The sequence below is a fragment of the Mycobacterium sp. NGS16 genome (assembly GCF_059813225.1).
In genome coordinates this window covers 321829-339449 of record NZ_JCALEE010000004.1, presented here as the reverse complement: position 1 = coordinate 339449, position 17621 = coordinate 321829, and the positions used below count along the sequence as shown (strand labels likewise).

Sequence of the window (17621 nt, the reverse complement as noted above, 5' to 3'; positions counted from 1 at the left end):
CACGGCGTGAGCTAAGTCACGGCGATGTGAGCAGTTGGCGGCTCGCCAATCGGAATTCGGCGACGTGACACCGGCGTGTCGCGTCGTGAAATTCCGAATCGCGGCCAGCGGGGCCCCGGGGCCGGCGCCAGCGCCAGCAGTCAGCGACGCCGAGCCGTCACTGGTAGCGCGGAAACACCCCGGACGGCGGCGGTAGGGAAAGCCCCGGCCTCAGGCGCTCGGCCACCGCAGTGAACATCCGCTGGTCGCTGGGCTGACCCAGCAGGTCCAGCAGCTTGGCCGCGGAATCGGGCATCACCGGCTGCACCAGCAGCGCGGCGATCCGCACCGACTCCAGCGTGGTGTACAAAACGGTGCCGAAGCGGGCCTGATCGGCCGCGGACTCGCTCTTGGCGAGCTTCCACGGTTCCTGGGCGGAGAAATACCTGTTGGCCGCGCCCAGCATCAGCCAGATCGCCTCCAAGCCCAGGTGCATGGCCTGGGCGCCGAACGCCGCGCGTGCCTTCTCCAGCAGCCCGTCGGCGGTCGCCAGCAGCTCGGCGTCGTCGCCGGTCGGTGCGGTCGGCTCGGGCACCACCCCGCCCAGGTTCTTGGCCACCATCGACAGCGACCGCTGCGCCAGGTTGCCCAGCTCGTTGGCCAAGTCGGCGTTGACGCGGCTGATCATCGCCTCCTCGGAGATGCTGCCGTCCTGCCCGAACGGGATCTCGCGCAGCAGGAAGTACCGCACCTGGTCGACGCCGAACCGGTCCACGAACTCGACCGGGTCGATCACGTTGCCGACCGACTTGCTCATCTTCTCGCCGCTGTTGAGCAGGAAACCGTGCGCGAAAACCTTGCGCGGCAGTTCGATCCCCGCCGACATCAGAAACGCCGGCCAGTACACGGTGTGGAACCGGATGATGTCCTTGCCGATCATGTGCAGATCGGCCGGCCAGTAGCGGCGGAAGGGCTCGGAGTCGGTGTCGGGGTAGCCGACGCCGGTCAGGTAATTGGTCAGGGCGTCCACCCAGACGTACATCACGTGGTCGGGGTGGCCGGGCACCGGCACCCCCCAGTCGAACGAGGTGCGGGAGATCGACAGGTCGCGCAGCCCGCCGGAGACGAAGCTGATCACCTCGTTGCGGCGCACCTCCGGGGCGATGAACTCCGGGTGGGCCTGGTAGTGCGCCAGCAGCCTGTCGGTATAGGCCGACAGCCGGAAGAAGTAGGTCTGCTCCTCGGTCCAGGTCACCGGTGCCCCGGTCTCGGCGGCCACCCGTGAGCCGTCTTCGGACACCCGGGTCTCGCCCTCGGTGAAGAACCGCTCGTCGCGCACCGAGTACCAGCCGCTGTAGGCGTCCAGGTAGATGTCGCCGGCGTCGACCATGCGCTGCCAGATCGCCTTGGACGCCTCCAGGTGATCGGCGTCGGTGGTGCGGATGAACCGGTCGAAGGAGATGTTGAGCTTTTCCTGCAGGCGCTGGAACACATCGGAGTTGCGCCGTGCCAGCTCCGCGGTCGGAATCCCTTCGGCAGCCGCGGTTTCGGCCATCTTGAGCCCATGCTCGTCGGTGCCGGTCAGATACCGCACGTCGAACCCGTCGAGCCGGTGGAACCGGGCGATCGCGTCGGTGGCGATGTACTCGTAGGCGTGACCGATGTGCGGGTCACCGTTGGGGTAGGTGATCGCGGTCGTGACGTAGAAGGGCTTCATCATCGTTCACCTTATGGTGTGCCAGTGAGTTCGAAACGGTCAGCCAAAACTCCACCGCCCGCGCCGGAGCCGCTGAGTCCGCTGGTCGACGCGCACACCCACCTGGATGCCTGCGGCGCCGAAGACGACACGATGCTGCACGCGATCATGGACCGGGCCGCCGCCGTCGGGGTGCAGGCCGTGGTCACCGTCGCCGACGACCTGGCCTCGGCGCGCTGGGTGACCCGGGCCGCCGAGGCCGACGAGCGGGTCTTCGCCGCGGTGGCGCTGCACCCCACCCGTGCCGGCAGCCTGACCGACGACGCCCGCACCGAGATCGAGGCGCTGGCCGCCCACCCGCGGGTGGTGGCGATCGGCGAGACCGGGCTGGATCTGTACTGGCCGGGCCGCCTGGACGGCTGTGCGGAGCCAGCCACCCAAAAAGAGGCGTTCGCCTGGCACATCGACTTGGCCAAACGGACCCGCAAGCCGCTGATGATCCACAACCGTGACGCCGATGACGCCGTCCTCGACGTCTTGCGCGCCGAGGGCGCACCCGAGACGGTGATCTTCCACTGTTTTTCGTCGGCGCCCGAGATGGCTCACACCTGCGTCGACGCCGGGTGGATGCTGAGCCTGTCCGGCACCGTCAGCTTCAAGAATGCTCGTGACCTGCGGGAAGCCGTGCCGTCGATCCCGGCCGAACAGCTGCTGGTGGAGACCGACGCACCGTTTCTGACCCCGCATCCCTATCGCGGCGCGCCCAACGAGCCGTACTGCCTGCCCTACACTGTCCACGCGCTAGCTGAGCTGCTGGGGGGGTCGGCGGCCGAGCTGGCGCGGGTCACGAGCCGCAACGCCCGTCGGGTCTACGACTTGCCGTGAAAGTCGAGCAGGTCACATTCGGTTGCCCGAACGCTGATCGGTTCGTTACCGTCTCGTTATCAAACAGGGGCACCGCAAGGGCCCCTTTGCCGTGCCTTCAACGTCGTTAGGTTTTTGGCTTGAACACTTTGACCAGGCTGCATCAGGCCCCCTCGCCGATGCTGCGGATGCTGGTCGGCGCGCTCTTGCTGGTGCTGACCTTCGCCGGCGGCTTCGCAGTCGCCAGCGCGAAGACGCTGACGCTGGATGTCGACGGCACCCCGGTAACGGTGACCACGATGCGGTCGCGGGTGATCGACGTCGTCGCCGAGAACGGGTTCGACATCGGCGAGCGCGACGACGTGACCCCCGCCCGCGACGCCCGGGTGCACGACGCCGACACGATCGTGGTGCGCCGCAGCCGGCCGCTGCAGCTGTCCCTGGACGGCCGCGAGCCCAAGCAGGTGTGGACGACGGCCCTCTCGGTCGACGAGGCCCTGGCGCAGCTGTCGATGACCGACACCGCCCCGGCCGCGGCGTCCCGCGGCAGCCGGGTGCCGCTGGCCGGCATGGCGCTGCCGGTCCTAAGCGCCAAGAACGTCCGGATCGACGATGGCGGCGTGGTGCGCACGGTGCGGCTGGCCGCGCGGAACGTTGCCGAACTGCTGGCCGCCGACGGCGCACCGCTGGAACAGGCCGACAAGGTCAGCCCCCCGGCGTCGACCCCGATCACCGAGGGCATGGAGATCCAGGTGACCCGCATCCGGGTCAAGCAGGTCACCGAGCGGGTGCCGCTTCCCCCGGCTGCCCGGCGCGTCGAGGACCCCACGATGAATATGAGTCGGCAGGTCGTCGAGGACCCCGGCACCCCGGGCACCCAGGACGTGACCTACTCGGTGGCCACGGTCAACGGCGCCGAGACCGGCCGGCTTCCGGTGTCCAACGCCGTGGTGGCCCCGGCCCGCGACTCGGTGCTGCGAGTCGGCGCCAAGCCGGGCACCGAGGTGCCGCCGTCGGTTTACGGCGCGGCGTGGGACCGCATCGCCAACTGTGAATCCCACGGAAACTGGGCGATCAACACCGGCAACGGCTTCTACGGCGGCGTGCAGTTCGACTACGGCACCTGGATCGCCAACGGCGGGCTGAAGTATGCCCCGCGTGCGGACCTGGCCACCCGCGAAGAGCAGATCGCGATCGCCGAGGTCACCCAGGCGCGGCAGGGTTGGGGCGCCTGGCCGGTGTGCAGCGGGAGACGCTGACCATCGGGCTGCTCGGGGCCGGTGACATCAGAGCCCTGGCGAAAGAACTCGACCTGCGGCCCCGTAAAGCGCTGGGGCAGAACTTCGTTCACGACGCCAACACGGTGCGCCGGATCGTCGCTGGCGCCGGTATCACCCCCGCCGATTACGTGCTGGAAGTCGGGCCCGGACTGGGCTCGCTGACGCTGGCCTTGCTGGAGCACGGCGTCGGCGTTGTCGCGGTCGAGAAGGATCCGGTGTTGGCCCAGCGCCTGCCGACAACCGTCGCCGAGCACGCTCCCACCTACGCCGACCGCTTGGTGGTGCTGGGCCGCGATGTACTGACCTTGCGCCACGGCGAGGTGGCCACCGAGCCGACGGCGGTGGTCGCAAACCTGCCCTACAACGTGGCCGTCCCGGCCCTGCTGCACCTGCTGGCCGAGTTCGCCTCCATCCGCACCGTGACGGTCATGGTGCAGTTGGAGGTCGCCGAGCGGCTGGCCGCCGAGCCGGGCGGCAAGGAGTACGGGGTGCCCAGCGCCAAGGCGCGGTTCTTCGGAGGGGTACGGCGCTGCGGCACGGTGCCGCCGAGCGTGTTCTGGCCGGTGCCGCGGGTGAACTCCGGTCTGGTCCGCATCGACCGCTACGACCCCGCGCCGTGGCCGGTCGACGAGGCGTTTCGCCGGGAGGTCTTCGCGCTGATCGACATCGCGTTCGCCCAGCGGCGTAAGACCTCCCGCAACGCCTTCGCCGACTGGGCGGGATCGGGCGCGCAGGCCGCCGCGTTGCTGGAGGCGGCCGGTATCGACCCGGCCCGACGCGGTGAGACCCTGTCGATCGACGATTTCGTGCGGCTGCTTCAGGTTTCCGGCGGTTCAGCGAGGCTCGACGGAGGAGAGGCGAAGCTGGTACCGCCGCATCAACCCGACAGCGCCCGGGACAGCCGTTCGACGAACTCGGTGCAGGAGCCGTAGCGCCGCGCCGGGAACTTCGCCAGGGCCCGTTCCACCACCACGTCGAGCGCCCGGGCAGCCGGACCGAACGCCCCCGAGACCGGCGGCGGCAGTCGCCGCAGGTGCGCATCCACGAGTTCGGCTGCGCTCGCGGCGGGGAAGGGTGGCGCCCCGGTGAGCAATTCGACCGCGGTACAGGCCAGTGCGTATTCGTCGGTGGCGGCCGACGGGGCCTTGCCGCACAGGATCTCCGGAGCGGTGTAGGGCAGTGAGACCTCGGGACTGCCCGGTCTCCGGGGCCGTGACCAGACGTCCTCGACGACGGCGTGGGCCGAGCCGAAGTCGGTCAGCACCGCCCCGGCGCGGGGGAAGTCCGCGGGGATCAGGATGTTGGCCGGTTTGACGTCGCAGTGCACGATGCCGCTGTGGTGGGCATAGTCCAGGGCTGAGGCGATCTGGGCCAGGGCAGCCAGGCGATCCGGCACCGTCTGCAGGCCGGTCGACTTGCCGCCGTCGACGAACTGCATCGCCAGCCAGAAGGGCCCGTGGCGGTAGACCGTCACGATGTTGGGGTGGTCGAGCGCGCGGGCGAACTCGAACTCGCGGTCCAGCCGGGCCTGCTGAGCGGGGGTGCGGTGCGATTCGTCGAGGACCTTCAGTGCCACCAGCGGAGCCGGGCCGGCCCCGGAGTTCGCAGGATGAGCCTGATACACCGTGGCGTGCCCCCCGCGCCCGACCTCTCGATCGATCAGGTAGCCGCCGAAGTCCCCGCCGGCCTCACCCATGCTCACCAGGTTATGGCGACGGCACCGTTCTCGGCCGCGAAGCACGCCGGTGGCGCGCCGATGCCGCAAAACTAAGAATCAGATGATTGAATAGCAAAAATCGAATGACATTTCGCTGGCACAGAGTGATAATCATCCGGTCGTCATCCTGGGAGGTTCGCCATGACCACGCTGTCCGGTCCTAACCTGCGAACGTTGGGCGCCGTGCCCCTGGCTGTAGCCGGCGCCCTGGCGCTCGGGGTGGTGCCTGCGGTAGCACCCGGGGTGGCCGGGAGCGCGAAAACCGTGGTGGCCCAGGCGAGCTTGCTGGACACCGAGTCGTGGATCATGGGCGGCAGCGGGCTGCCCATCCCGCCCCCGCAGTACCTGACCGCCCTCACCGACCGGTTCCTGGACCCCGCGACGCCCAAGTTCGCCGGCCAGCCGCTCTTCCCGGTGGACGTCACCAACCCGCTGTTCACCCCGGAGGGGCTGTACCCGCTCACCGGCGTGAAGTCGCTGCCACTGGACACCTCGCTGGACCAGGGCGTGGAGATCCTGCACCAGAAGATCATGGAAGAGACCGCCGCCGGCAATAACCTTGTCGTGCTGGGCTATTCGCAGAGCGGTGTCATCAACGCGCTGGAGATCAAGCAGCTGCTGAGCCTGCCCGAGGACCAGCGGCCGGACGCCGACCAACTGTCCTTCGTGATGCTGGGCAGCCCCAGCACCCCCGACGGCGGCCTGCTGTCCCGCTTCGACCTGACCAGCATCAACCCGAACCTGCCGGAGCTGACACTGCCCAGCCTGGGCGTCACGTTCAGCGGCGGAACCCCGGCCGACACCCCTTGGGAGACCGCGTTTTACACGCAGGAGTATGACGGCTTCGCCGACTTCCCCAAGTACCCGCTGAACTTCTTGTCGGACCTCAACGCCTTCATGGGCATCATGTACGTGCATGGCACTTACCCGACGCTGACCGACGCCCAGCTGGCGACGGCCATCGAGCTGCCGGTCAGCGAGGGCTACACCGGCAACACCCACTACTTCATGATTCCCACCGAGGACCTGCCGCTGCTGCAGCCGTTGCGGGGCAGTGGATTCGGCAATGCGATCGCCGACCTGCTGCAGCCGAGCCTGCGGGTGCTGGTCAACCTCGGCTACGGGGACATCGAGCACGGCTGGTCGCAGGGGCCCGCCGATGTGTCCACCCCGTTCGGGGTGTTCCCGGATGTCAGTCTCACCGACGTATTCACCGCCCTGGTCAACGGTGCGCAGCAGGGCTGGACCGACTTCACCGAGGACCTGCAGCACCTGTCGTCGGGCAGCGCGGCGGACCTCTGGGATTTCGGCACCGGCAGCTCCGAGTTCGTCATGCCCAGCCTGACCGACATCGTCAACACGTTCACCAGTGCCGGCGCGACCCTGTACAGCACGCTGCTGCCGACCGCCGACATCCTCAACGCCTTGGTCACCACTCTGCCGGCCTACAGCGCGACGTTGTTCGCCCAGGAGCTGGCCTCTGGTGACCTGCTCAACGCGATCGGTCTGCCGCTGGCGGCCAGCACCGGGCTGGTCACCATGGCGGCCGGCTTCGAGTTCATGGTGATGAGCAGCGCGCTGAGCTCGATCCAAGCGGACTTCGCCGACCTGTTCGGGTAGCCACCCGCACGGATGTACCCGTTAGTCTCATCGGCGTGACCGCATCCGACGGAAATGCCGCCGCCGAGTGGTCCCCGACCGGGTCGGTCACCGTGCGGGTGCCGGGCAAGCTCAACCTCTACCTGGCGGTCGGCGACCGCCGCGACGACGGTTACCACGAGCTGACCACCGTCTTTCACGCGGTTTCCCTGGTCGATGAGGTGACGGTCCGCGACGCCGACGTGCTGTCGTTGCGGATCGCCGGTGAAGGCGCCGACGTGCTGCCCACCGATGACCGCAACTTGGCCTGGCGCGCCGCCGAGCTGATGGCCGAGCACGTCGGGCGGGCCCCCGACGTGGCGATCACGGTCGACAAGTCCATCCCGGTGGCCGGCGGTATGGCCGGCGGGAGCGCCGACGCGGCGGCGGTCCTGGTCGGGATGAACGTGCTCTGGGAACTGGGCGTGCCGCGCCGCGACCTGCACGCCCTGGCCGCCCGGCTGGGCAGCGACGTGCCGTTCGCGCTGCACGGCGGTACCGCATTGGGCACCGGCCGCGGCGAAGAACTGGCGACGGTGCTCACCCGCGAGACGTTCCACTGGGTGCTGGTCTTCGCCGAGGGCGGCTTATCCACGCCCGCGGTCTTCGCCGAGCTGGACCGGCTGCGCGACACCGGGCGCGCCCTGCCGGAGCTGGGTGAGTCCGAGCCGGTGCTGGCGGCGTTGGCCGCCGGTGATCCCCAGCGGTTGGCCGGCCTGCTCGGCAATGACCTGCAGGCGGCCGCGGTCAGCCTCAACCCCGCGTTGCGGCGCACGCTGCGTGCCGGTGTGGAGGCCGGTGCACTGTCGGGCATCGTGACCGGTTCCGGGCCCACGTGTGCGTTTCTGTGCGCCTCGGCGGCCTCGGCGGCTGACGTGGCCGTCGAGCTGGCTGCGGTGGGGGCCGGGCGCGCGGTGCGGGTGGCCAGCGGCCCGGTCTACGGCGCCCGGGTGGTGCCGTCATCGGTGACCGGAGTGTGACGGCGACCCCAATCGGGCGCCGGATTTGCCCCTCGATTAAGAGGAGTTTAAGATACAGCGCGGTGACTAATCGCGGCCAGGACGTTCCCGCCAACCAGACGCAACGCCGAGCTGGTGGGCCGCACATTACGGTATCGAGATGCAACCGCCACCTATTTGTGTCGCGCGCCTCTCGCCAAGTGGTCTCCAGCAGGTGGAACATGAAATTTCAGCCCGTTGGCAAAGTACCGGTGCCGGCTAGGAGGCCGTCGTGAGCAGGTTTACCGACAACATGTTCCGCAGCGCCCGCGAATCCACCAAGGGCATGGTCACCGGTGAGCCGCACCACCCGGTCCGGCACACCTGGGGCGAGGTCCACGAGCGCGCGCGCCGCATCGCCGGCGGTTTGGCCGCGGCCGGCGTCGGGCCGGGCGACGCGGTCGGTGTGCTGGCCGGCGCCCCGGTCGAAATCGCCCCCACCGCGCAGGGCGTGTGGATCCGCGCCGCTAGCCTGACCATGCTGCACCAGCCCACCCCGCGCACCGACTTGGCGGTCTGGGCCGAAGACACCATGACCGTCGTCGACATGATCGACGCCGAGGCGGTGATCATCTCCGATCCGTTCCTGGCCGCGATGCCGGTGCTGCAGGAGAAGGGGCTCAAGGTCCTGACCGTCGCCGAGCTGCTGGCCGCCGACCCGATCGACCCCGTGGAGGCCGGTGAGGACGATCTGGCGCTGATGCAGCTGACGTCCGGTTCCACCGGGTCTCCGAAGGCCGTGCAGATCACCCACCGCAACATCTACTCCAACGCCGAGGCGATGTTCGTCAGCGCCGAGTACGACGTCGAGAAGGACGTCATGGTGAGCTGGCTGCCGTGCTTCCACGACATGGGCATGATCGGCTTTTTGACGGTGCCGATGTACTTCGGCGCCGAGCTGGTCAAGATCACCCCGATGGACTTCCTGCGCGACACGCTGCTGTGGGCCAAGCTGATCGACAAGTACAAGGGCACCATGACCGCGGCCCCGAACTTCGCCTACGCGCTGTTCGCCAAGCGGCTGCGCAAGCAGGCCACACCGGGGCAGTTCGACCTGTCCACGCTGCGGTTCGCGCTGTCGGGCGCGGAACCGGTCGAGCCGGCCGACGTCGAGGACCTCATCGACGCGGGTAGGCCGTTCGGCCTCAAGCCGTCGGCGATCCTGCCGGCCTACGGTATGGCCGAGACGGTGCTGGCGGTGTCGTTCTCCAAATGCGGCGCGGGACTGGTGGTCGACGAGGTCGATGCCGACCTGCTGGCCGCCCTGCGCCGCGCGGTGCCGGCCACCAAGGGCAACACCCGGCGGCTGGCCTCCCTGGGGCCGCTGCTGGAGGGCATCGAGATCCGGATCGTCGACGAGCACGGCAATTCGCTGCCGCCGCGCGGCGTCGGCGTGATCCAACTGCGCGGCGAGCCGGTGACCCCGGGTTATCTGACCATGGCCGGCTTCCTGCCGGCGCAGGACGAGCACGGCTGGTACGACACGGGCGACCTGGGCTACCAGATGGAGAACGGTCACGTCGTGGTGTGCGGCCGGGTCAAGGACGTCATCATCATGGCCGGCCGCAACATCTACCCGACCGACATCGAACGGGCCGCGGGCCGCGTGGAAGGCGTGCGGCCGGGCTGTGCGGTGGCGGTGCGCCTGGACGCCGGGCACTCGCGAGAGACGTTCGCGGTCGCGGTGGAGTCCAATGCCTGGCAGGATCCGGCCGAGGTACGCCGGATCGAGCATCAGGTGGCCCACGAGGTGGTCACCGAAGTTGACATGCGGCCCCGCAATGTGGTGGTGCTCGGGCCGGGCAGCATCCCCAAGACCCCGTCGGGCAAGCTGCGCCGGGCCAACTCGGTGGCCCTGGTCACCTAGCCCCGGCTTCCCCCGCCCCGCGAGCGTGAAGTTGGGTTCACGCTCGCGCCCGAACGTGAACGCAACTTCACGCTCGGCGGAAAAGGGTTAGCCCCAAGCGTGCACGAGGTTCTGCGCCGGCTCCAATCCCAACTCGATCAGCAACTCGGTGGCGTCGGCCGCCTGCTCACAGATCGTCGGCACCTGCTCGCGCTCTCGCGCACCGAACGCCTGCAGCACGAACGCTGCTGGATCCTGACGTCCGGGCGGCCGGCCGATGCCCAGGCGAACCCGCTGAAAATCCTTGCTGCCCAACACCGTTGCGATCGAACGCAGCCCGTTGTGGCCGCCTTCGCCGCCGCCCTGCTTGAGCCGGATCCGGCCGAAATCCAAGTCGAGATCGTCGTGGATCACCACCAGGCCGCCCGGCGGCACCGAATAGAACTTGGCCAACGGCCCCACCTGGCGCCCGGATTCGTTCATGTAGCAGCGCGGGCGGGCCAGCACCACCGGCTGCCCGCTGAGCCGCCCGGTGGCGATGTCGGCACCCGACTTCTTGTGCAGCTTGAACGCGGACCCGATCCGCTCGGCGAGCAGGTCGACGACCATGAAGCCCACGTTGTGTCGGGTGCGGGCATAGTTGGGGCCCGGGTTGCCCAGGCCGACCACCAGTATCGGCGGTGACTCGGCCACGCCGCGCTCGGTCTACTCGGCCTCGGCGGCCGCGCCCTCGCCGGCCTCCGCGCCGGCTTCCTCACCCGCCGCCTCGGCCGGCTCCTCGGCGGCCGGCGCCTCGATCACGTTGACCAGCAGCAGCTCCGGGTCCGAGATCAGGCTCACGCCCTTGGGCAGCTCGAGGCCGCCGGCGGTGAACTGGGTGCCGGCTTCGGCGCCCTCGATCGACAGCGTCAGCTGTTCGGGAATCGACAGCGCCTCGGCCTCGATCTCCACCGCGGTGGCATCCTGGGTGACGAGGGTCCCGGGGAACGGTTCGCCCTCGACGACGACGTTGACCTCGACGACGACCTTCTCACCGCGCTTGACGACCAGCAGGTCGGCGTGCTGGATGGTGCGACGGATCGGGTGGATGTCCAGCGCCTTGGTCAGCGCCAGCTGCTCCTTGCCGTCGATGTCGAGGGCGAGCACCGCGTTGGTGCCGGAGTGCCGCAACACGGCCGCGTAGTCGTGGGCCGGCAGCTCCAGGTGCTGCGGCTCGGTGCCGTGACCGTAGAGGACCGCGGGGACCTTGCCCTGACGACGGGCCCGCCGGGAGGCGCCCTTGCCGGTCTCGGTCCGCACCGAGACGGTGAGCTGGTTGCTGGTCGGGGCCTTGGCCATTGTTACTCCTACGGTTGCTACGGCATGCATGAGGCACGGCCAGATCGCGACAACCATCTAGGAGGTCCTCGCCGATAACGGCGGCCGGAACGGGCCACCCTCGCCGTGACGCCTGGTCAGGCTAGCGCATCAGCACCTCAGAGCGGAAATTGCACCCCGGTGAGCTGCTCGGAGCGCTCCCACAGCCCGGCAGCGGTGGAGCCGCGCTTGGCCGGCCGACTGCGACCCACCGGCCCGCTGCGGCCGACGATGCCGAAGCGCGGACCGATGAAGGTGTTGCCGGACAGGTCCTGCGACGCCGCGTACAGGGTCTGGCGCGCCCCGAAATCGGGGCTGGTGGCCAACAGGCCGTTGCCGAAGGTGCGCATCACCAGGTCGCCGATCCGCTTGCCGGTCTGGCCCTGCAGGTTGGTGCTCGAATACCCCGGATGGGCGGCCAGCGCGCGCAGGGGTGAACCCGCCGCCACGAGCCGGCGTTGCAGTTCGCTGGTGAACAGCAGATTGGCCAGCTTGGACTGGCCGTAGGCCGACCACGCCGAATACCGCCGGGACTCCCAGTTCAGGTCCTCGAGGCTGAGGTAGCCCATCCGGTGCATGGCCGACGACACCGTCACCACCCGGTCGGTGATTTTGGGCAACAGCAGGTTGGTCAGCGCGAAATGACCCAGGTGATTGGTGCCGATCTGACTCTCGAAACCGTCGACGGTCTTGGTGTAGGGCACCGCCATGATGCCTGCGTTGTTGATCAGCACATCAACTCGCGCGGTGTCCTCGGCGAACCGCCGCACCGAGGACAGGTCCGCCAAATCCAGGGCACGAACAGTCACGTCGCCGGGCATGCCCGCCGCCGCGGCCCGGCCCTTGGCGGTGTCGCGCACCGCCAAGGTGACGCTGGCGCCGGCTCGGGCCAATTCGCGTGCGGTCACCGCACCCAAGCCGCTGTTGGCGCCGGTGACGATGACGGACCGGCCGGCGAACGACGGCAGATCGGTGGCGGACCAGGAGGGCATGGCTGACACTCTAACGAGGCGCCCGACCCCGCCAGCTTGCCCATGCTGGACTCGCCGCCGGTCAACTCGCCGGAGCTGACCCGCGACCTCGACGGCGGAATCACCGTCTCGGTGCAGAACCAGCCCCCCGCGCGGGCCAGAAATCCAACGGGCAGCCCGCCCCGAGGGACACCGCCGAAGGCGGTGAGGAGCTAGCCGCGCAGGCTTAGTTGCAGTTGTTGGCGTGCACCCAACGGCCGTTGTAGCCCACGCAGGTATTGATCGGCGGCGGTGGGGGTGGTGGCACGTCCTCGGGCAGCGGCGCGTAGTAGGCCGGCGGGGGAGCCGGGTCGGCGCATCCGCTGACATACACGCGGCGGCCCACGCCGATGCAACCCTGGGCGCCGGCGGTTCCGGCCGGTGTGAACACGACCACGGTGCCGGGCAGGCTGGTCAGGGCCAGCGCCGCGACGGCCCAGATCCGGCGAGCCATCACTGGTCCAGCAGCGGGCGCTCGGGCTGGGGCAATCCGCAGCGGGCGCGGAAGTCGGTCAGCGGCTGGCGCAGCCCCAGCAGGTCGGAGTGGGCCTGCGGGTTGTCGGCGAAGAAGCTGCGGACCGCTTCGGGCACCTCGTCGTCGGGCCGGTTGTGCAGGCCGGTGTAGAACTCGTTGACGTCCGGATGGGCGTAGAGGTAACCCGACGTCGAGGCGGCGACGCCGGTGGCCACGTTGGCCATATCGGCGGCCGTGCAGCCCGGCTGCGGGTCTGCCAGCGCCGTGGCCGGCGCCAGCAGGCTGGTAGCGACGGCAGCGACGCCGACGCCCGTAAGGCCCAGCGATGACAGGGGGACAAGGGACATGGCCGAACTCCCTTCAGCGGGTGCGTCGCACTCTAGCAAGACCCGGCGCCGGTGCGGGATCACTTGGCCGCGACGGTGAATCCGTTCATGATCGCCTCGACGTCGGCGGCCTGTTTGGGCGCCTCGTCATTGAGACCGGTGACCGCCAGCTGCACCAGGTAGCGTTGGTCGGCCGGCGCCGACCCGGTGGCGATGACCATCCGGAACCAGCTGTGCAGCCGCTGACCGTTCATGTCGTAGGTGCCCTGCACCATCGACGACGGAAAGCCCTGGTAGTCCTCGTTGGAGGCGTCCAGCAGCCGGAAGTTCGGTGAGAGTTGGGCGTCGACCACCCCATGCTTGATGGCCTCGTGTGAATCGAAGTTCCCGGTGAGCTTGACCACGCTCAAAATCGCCCGCGGAAACTTCTCGCCTTTGCCGATAACCAGTGTGGTCGGCGGCAACGTCGGACTCTCCTTTTTCGTCCAGCCCGGTGGTGTCGGAATCGACACGGTCAGGTCGGTCGGGGCGTTGGGCGCCACCGCCTCGGCGGCCACCCCCTGATCTTCCAGATAACGTCCCACCGTCACCGGGGCCTGCGGCTCCTCCGATGTGGTGGCGGTGCTGCCGTTGGCCCAGATCGACTGGTAGTCAGGTGTTTTGGTGCCGCATCCGGTCGCCGCACCCGCCAGTGCCGTGCACGCCAGCGCCGCGGTGCACGCCAGGGCCCACCGGCGGATCACAGGATCTCGCGGACCGCGTCTATCGGGCGAGCCAGCCGGGTTCCGTTGTCGGTGACGACGAACGGCCGCTGGATCAGAATGGGATGGGCGGCCATCGCGTCGAGCAGCTCGTCGTCAGAAGCGTCAGCCAGGTTCAGTTCGGCATACACCGCCTCGCCGGTGCGCACCGCGTCGCGCACACCAATGCCTGCAGCGCGGATCATCTCCGCCAGCTCCGCGCGCGACGGCGGGGTCTTCAGGTACTCCACGATCGTCGGCTCGATACCGTTGTCGCGCAGCAGTTCCAGCGTCTTGCGGGAGGTGGAGCAGCGCGGGTTGTGGTAGATGGTCCCGTCGGTCATTTAGGCGTCTCCGTCGAAAAGTCCAGTGACCGAGCCGTTTTCGAATACCGCCCGGATAGTGCTGGCCAGCAGCGGGGCGATCGAGAGCACGGTCAGCTGCGGGAACACCTTGTCCTCGGTGATCGGCAAGGTGTTGGTGACGATCACCTCGCAGGCGCCGGAGGCCGCCAGTCGCTCGGCCGCCGGGTCGCTCAACACCCCGTGGGTGGCGGCGATGACGACGTCCTTGGCGCCGTCCTCACGCAGCAGGTTCACCGCCGCCGCGATGGTGCCGCCGGTGTCGATCATGTCGTCGATCAGCACGCAGGTCTTGCCCTGCACTTCACCGACGACACGGTTGGACTTCACCTGGTTGGGCACCAGCGGGTCGCGGGTCTTGTGAATGAAGGCCAGCGGCACCCCGCCCAGGGAGTCCGCCCACTTCTCGGCGATGCGCACCCGGCCGGAGTCGGGGGAGACCACCACGACGTCGGAGTTGCCGTAGTTTTCCTTGATATAGCCGATCAGCAGCGGCTGGGCGCGCATGTGATCGACCGGGCCGTCGAAGAACCCCTGGATCTGGTCAGTGTGCAAGTCCACCGTGACGATCCGGTCAGCGCCGGCCGTCTTGAGCAGGTCGGCCACCAGGCGAGCCGAAATCGGCTCGCGGCCACGGTGTTTCTTGTCCTGGCGAGCGTAGGGGTAGAAGGGCAGGATCGCGGTGATCCGCTTGGCGCTGCCTCGCTTGAGCGCGTCGATCATGATCAGCTGTTCCATCAGCCACTGGTTCAGCGGCGCCGGATGCGACTGCAGCACGAAGGCATCGCAGCCGCGTACCGACTCCTCGAAACGCACGAAGATCTCGCCGTTGGCAAAGTCACGGGCGGTCTGCGCGGTGACCGGGACGTCCAGTTCTTTGGCGACCTGATCAGCCAACTCCGGGTGCGAGCGACCAGCGAAGAGCATCAGGTTTTTGCGGTTGTCTGTCCACTCGTGGCTCACGTGCTGCCCCCGCCGTCGGAGATTTTGGAAAATGGTCGAGTTAACTCGGGCCTTATGGTACGTAGCCCGACGTGTGATTTCGCCTCGGGCTGCCTCAACGCGACCAACCTCACGATGGTTCGCCGGGTTCGTCCGGCGGTTCCAGCGGCTGAGCTGCGCCGGGACCACCGGCCGCCTGGGCTTTCTCGGCCGCCGCGGCGGCCGGGCTGCCGGGCCGCTTGTGCTGTACCCAGTTCTCGATATTGCGCTGCGGGCCGGCCGACACCGCCAGCGCACCCGGCGGCACATCGTCGCGCACCACGGTCCCGGCGCCGGTGTAGGCGCCGTCGCCGATGGTGACCGGCGCCACGAACATGGTGTCCGAGCCGGTGCGCACGTGCGAGCCGACCCTGGTCCGCCGCTTGGTCTGGCCGTCGTAGTTGACGAAGACACTGGAGGCGCCGATGTTGGAGTGCTCGCCGATGTCGGCGTCGCCGACGTAGGTCAGGTGCGGGACCTTGGTCCCGGTGCCGATGGTGGAGTTCTTGGTCTCGACGAACGCGCCCAGTTTGGCGTCGGCGCCCAGCGCGGTGCCGGGCCGCAGATAGCTGAACGGGCCGACCGTCGCCCCAGCCCCGATCGACGACGAGGCGGCGTGGCTGCGGATCACCGAGGCGCCGTCGCCCACCGTGACGTCGGTCAGCGTGCTGTCCGGCCCGATTGCGCAGTGCGTGCCGATGCGGGTATTGCCCAGCAGCTGGGTTCCGGGTGCGACGGTGGTGTCGCGCCCGATGGTCACGTCCATGTCGATCCAGGTGGTGGCGGGGTCGAGGATCGTGACACCGGCCCGCTGATGGGCGGCGATCAGCCGGCGGTTGAGTTCGGCGGCCAACTCGGCCAGCTGCACCCGGTCGTTGACCCCGGCCACCAAGGCGGCGTCGTCGACGTGACGGGCGTGCACCGCCTGGCCGTCGCCGCGCACGATGCCGATCACGTCGGTCAGGTACAGCTCATGCTGGGCGTTGTCCGAGCCGAGCCGGCCCAGCGCTGAGCGCAGTGCGGTGATGTCGAACGCGTACACCCCGGCGTTGACCTCGCGGATCTCGCGCTGGGATTCGGTGGCGTCGGCCTGTTCGACGATCGCGGTCACGGGGTTCTCCGCGCCGTCGCGCTCCCGCAGGATGCGCCCGTAACCCGTGGGGTCGGCCAGCGTCGTGGTCAGCACCGTGACCGCGGCCGGGGCGCTGCGGTGGCTGTCCACCAGCGCCGCCAACGTGGCGCTGTCCAGCAACGGAATGTCACCGGAGGTGACGACGACGGTGCCGGCGAAGTCTTGCGGCAGGGCCGACAGGCCGCACAGCACCGCGTGCCCGGTGCCCAGCTGCTGGTCTTGCCGGGCGATGTCGATGCGGCAATCCAGGGCCTGCGCCAGCTCGGCGACCGTACCGGCGATGCGTTCGTGGGCGTGGCCCAGCACCACCACCAGGTGGCGGGGACTGATCCCGGCGGCTGCACGCAGGCAGTGCGACAGCATGCTGCGCCCGCCGAGGGTGTGCAGCACCTTGGGGGTATCGGAGACCATCCGCGTGCCGGCGCCGGCGGCCAGCACCAGGACCACGGTGTCGTCGTGTGATTCCATCGAGCCCCACCTCTTCGCCGCGACTATGCATGATTGCGGTGCGCGTTGGTACGGCGCCACCTCGCTAAGCGTTTCATCGCCGTACCGTCGTAGCAAAGTCGTCGCCGCACCTGTCGTGCTCAGCGACAGAGGTGGCGGATCGACTGGGCCGAGTAGTGCTACCGCGTTGGTCGAGTACCGCTCCGGAGTCATTAGCGTAGCCGAGTACCCTAGCGCCTCGGCGCTGTCGGGTCTAGAAATCATCCATGGCCAATGCGCTGTTTACGCGGACCTGGCGACCACGCGGGGAGACGCCCCTGCTTGCCCGGGCCGCGGCAGACGCTCAAGGCGGCCAGGTACCCGCCGTGTGCGCGTTCCTGCCCGCTCACTGAACCAGCTTCTTGAGATTTTGTCCTGCGCAACACAAAGGCGTGCAACGGCAGAACCGTTAGGAACCGTTAGGAGAAGCACATGTCGTTTGTGACCACACAGCCGGAGGCGCTGGCGTTCGCGGCCGGCAACTTGCAGAACGTCGGCTCGGCGATGAGGGCCGAAAATGCCGCCGCAGCCGCACCCACGACCGGGGTGGTGCCCGCGGCCGCCGACGAGGTATCGGCGCTGACGGCCGCTCAGTTCGCTGCACACGCGGAGATGTACCAGGCGGTCAGTGCCCAGGCCGCAGCGATCCACGAAATGCTCGTGCACACACTGGGTATCAGCGCCGATTCCTATGCCCTCACCGAGGCGGCCAACGCGGCCGCGTCGACCTAAGCA

At 68.9% G+C, this 17621-nt stretch carries 18 protein-coding genes; 7 read left to right on the top strand and 11 right to left on the bottom strand.

What is annotated here, in order from left to right; genetic code table 11:
• Positions 1-157 precede the first annotated feature (157 nt).
• Complete coding sequence (gene metG, locus AC5Y4Q_RS13345; protein WP_064920177.1) at positions 158-1696, bottom strand: methionine--tRNA ligase; 1539 nt, start codon at positions 1694-1696, stop codon at positions 158-160.
• A gap of 18 nt (positions 1697-1714) precedes the next feature.
• On the opposite strand from metG, the gene AC5Y4Q_RS13340 reads away from it, so the two are divergent.
• The 3 genes from AC5Y4Q_RS13340 (at position 1715) to rsmA (ending at position 4751) form a co-directional block, all read left to right on the top strand.
• Positions 1715-2560 carry a TatD family hydrolase gene (locus AC5Y4Q_RS13340; protein WP_185746632.1) on the top strand — a complete coding sequence of 282 codons (846 nt, stop codon included), beginning with the start codon at positions 1715-1717 and terminating at the stop codon, positions 2558-2560.
• A gap of 119 nt (positions 2561-2679) precedes the next feature.
• Complete coding sequence (locus AC5Y4Q_RS13335) at positions 2680-3798, top strand: resuscitation-promoting factor (RefSeq protein WP_125225113.1); 1119 nt, start codon at positions 2680-2682, stop codon at positions 3796-3798.
• Positions 3771-4751, top strand: a complete 981-nt coding sequence (gene rsmA, locus AC5Y4Q_RS13330; protein WP_125225141.1) for a 16S rRNA (adenine(1518)-N(6)/adenine(1519)-N(6))-dimethyltransferase RsmA — start codon at positions 3771-3773, stop codon at positions 4749-4751. The genes AC5Y4Q_RS13335 and rsmA overlap by 28 nt, the downstream gene beginning before the upstream one ends.
• Here rsmA and AC5Y4Q_RS13325 read toward each other — a convergent pair.
• Positions 4697-5515: a serine/threonine-protein kinase gene (locus AC5Y4Q_RS13325; protein WP_109535562.1), complete on the bottom strand. Its 819-nt coding sequence runs from the start codon at positions 5513-5515 to the stop codon at positions 4697-4699. The two genes, rsmA and AC5Y4Q_RS13325, sit on opposite strands and share 55 nt — an antisense overlap.
• A 162-nt stretch (positions 5516-5677) precedes the next feature.
• On the opposite strand from AC5Y4Q_RS13325, the gene AC5Y4Q_RS13320 reads away from it, so the two are divergent.
• The 3 genes from AC5Y4Q_RS13320 (at position 5678) to AC5Y4Q_RS13310 (ending at position 10039) form a co-directional block, all read left to right on the top strand.
• Positions 5678-7156 carry a PE-PPE domain-containing protein gene (locus AC5Y4Q_RS13320; RefSeq protein WP_064920102.1) on the top strand — a complete coding sequence of 493 codons (1479 nt, stop codon included), beginning with the start codon at positions 5678-5680 and terminating at the stop codon, positions 7154-7156.
• Between the two features lie 35 nt (positions 7157-7191).
• Positions 7192-8154: a 4-(cytidine 5'-diphospho)-2-C-methyl-D-erythritol kinase gene (locus AC5Y4Q_RS13315; RefSeq protein ID WP_064920101.1), complete on the top strand. Its 963-nt coding sequence runs from the start codon at positions 7192-7194 to the stop codon at positions 8152-8154.
• A gap of 250 nt (positions 8155-8404) precedes the next feature.
• A complete protein-coding gene (locus AC5Y4Q_RS13310; RefSeq protein ID WP_125225112.1) occupies positions 8405-10039 on the top strand; it encodes a fatty acyl-AMP ligase in 1635 nt (544 codons plus the stop codon).
• Between the two features lie 87 nt (positions 10040-10126).
• Here the strand turns inward: AC5Y4Q_RS13310 and pth are convergent, their stop codons facing one another.
• The 9 genes from pth to glmU all read right to left on the bottom strand — a co-directional run bounded on the left by pth (position 10127) and on the right by glmU (position 16868).
• The gene (gene pth, locus AC5Y4Q_RS13305; RefSeq protein WP_125225111.1) at positions 10127-10711 is read right to left on the bottom strand and encodes an aminoacyl-tRNA hydrolase; all 585 of its coding nucleotides are present in this window, start codon (positions 10709-10711) and stop codon (positions 10127-10129) included.
• A 12-nt stretch (positions 10712-10723) separates the two neighbouring features.
• Positions 10724-11356 carry a 50S ribosomal protein L25/general stress protein Ctc gene (locus tag AC5Y4Q_RS13300; protein WP_064920098.1) on the bottom strand — a complete coding sequence of 211 codons (633 nt, stop codon included), beginning with the start codon at positions 11354-11356 and terminating at the stop codon, positions 10724-10726.
• A gap of 137 nt (positions 11357-11493) precedes the next feature.
• A complete protein-coding gene (locus AC5Y4Q_RS13295; protein WP_064920097.1) occupies positions 11494-12366 on the bottom strand; it encodes an oxidoreductase in 873 nt (290 codons plus the stop codon).
• 205 nt (positions 12367-12571) lie between these two features.
• A complete protein-coding gene (locus AC5Y4Q_RS13290) occupies positions 12572-12838 on the bottom strand; it encodes a hypothetical protein (protein ID WP_064920096.1) in 267 nt (88 codons plus the stop codon).
• Complete coding sequence (locus tag AC5Y4Q_RS13285) at positions 12838-13206, bottom strand: heme-binding protein (protein ID WP_064920095.1); 369 nt, start codon at positions 13204-13206, stop codon at positions 12838-12840. The genes AC5Y4Q_RS13290 and AC5Y4Q_RS13285 overlap by 1 nt, the downstream gene beginning before the upstream one ends.
• Positions 13207-13265: 59 nt before the next feature.
• On the bottom strand, positions 13266-13925 hold the full coding sequence (locus AC5Y4Q_RS13280) for an LpqN/LpqT family lipoprotein (protein WP_234786477.1): 660 nt from the start codon (positions 13923-13925) through the stop codon (positions 13266-13268).
• Complete coding sequence (arsC, locus tag AC5Y4Q_RS13275; RefSeq protein WP_064920094.1) at positions 13925-14269, bottom strand: arsenate reductase (glutaredoxin); 345 nt, start codon at positions 14267-14269, stop codon at positions 13925-13927. Before arsC ends, AC5Y4Q_RS13280 begins: the two co-directional genes overlap by 1 nt.
• Positions 14270-15250, bottom strand: coding sequence for a ribose-phosphate diphosphokinase (locus AC5Y4Q_RS13270; RefSeq protein ID WP_064920093.1), 981 nt, complete (start codon positions 15248-15250; stop codon positions 14270-14272).
• Positions 15251-15359: 109 nt separating this feature from the next.
• Positions 15360-16868: a bifunctional UDP-N-acetylglucosamine diphosphorylase/glucosamine-1-phosphate N-acetyltransferase GlmU gene (gene glmU / locus AC5Y4Q_RS13265; protein WP_064920092.1), complete on the bottom strand. Its 1509-nt coding sequence runs from the start codon at positions 16866-16868 to the stop codon at positions 15360-15362.
• Positions 16869-17318: 450 nt separating this feature from the next.
• Between glmU and AC5Y4Q_RS13260 the strand changes: the two genes are divergently transcribed.
• On the top strand, positions 17319-17618 hold the full coding sequence (locus AC5Y4Q_RS13260; protein WP_125225110.1) for a PE family protein: 300 nt from the start codon (positions 17319-17321) through the stop codon (positions 17616-17618).
• Positions 17619-17621: the final 3 nt, after the last annotated feature.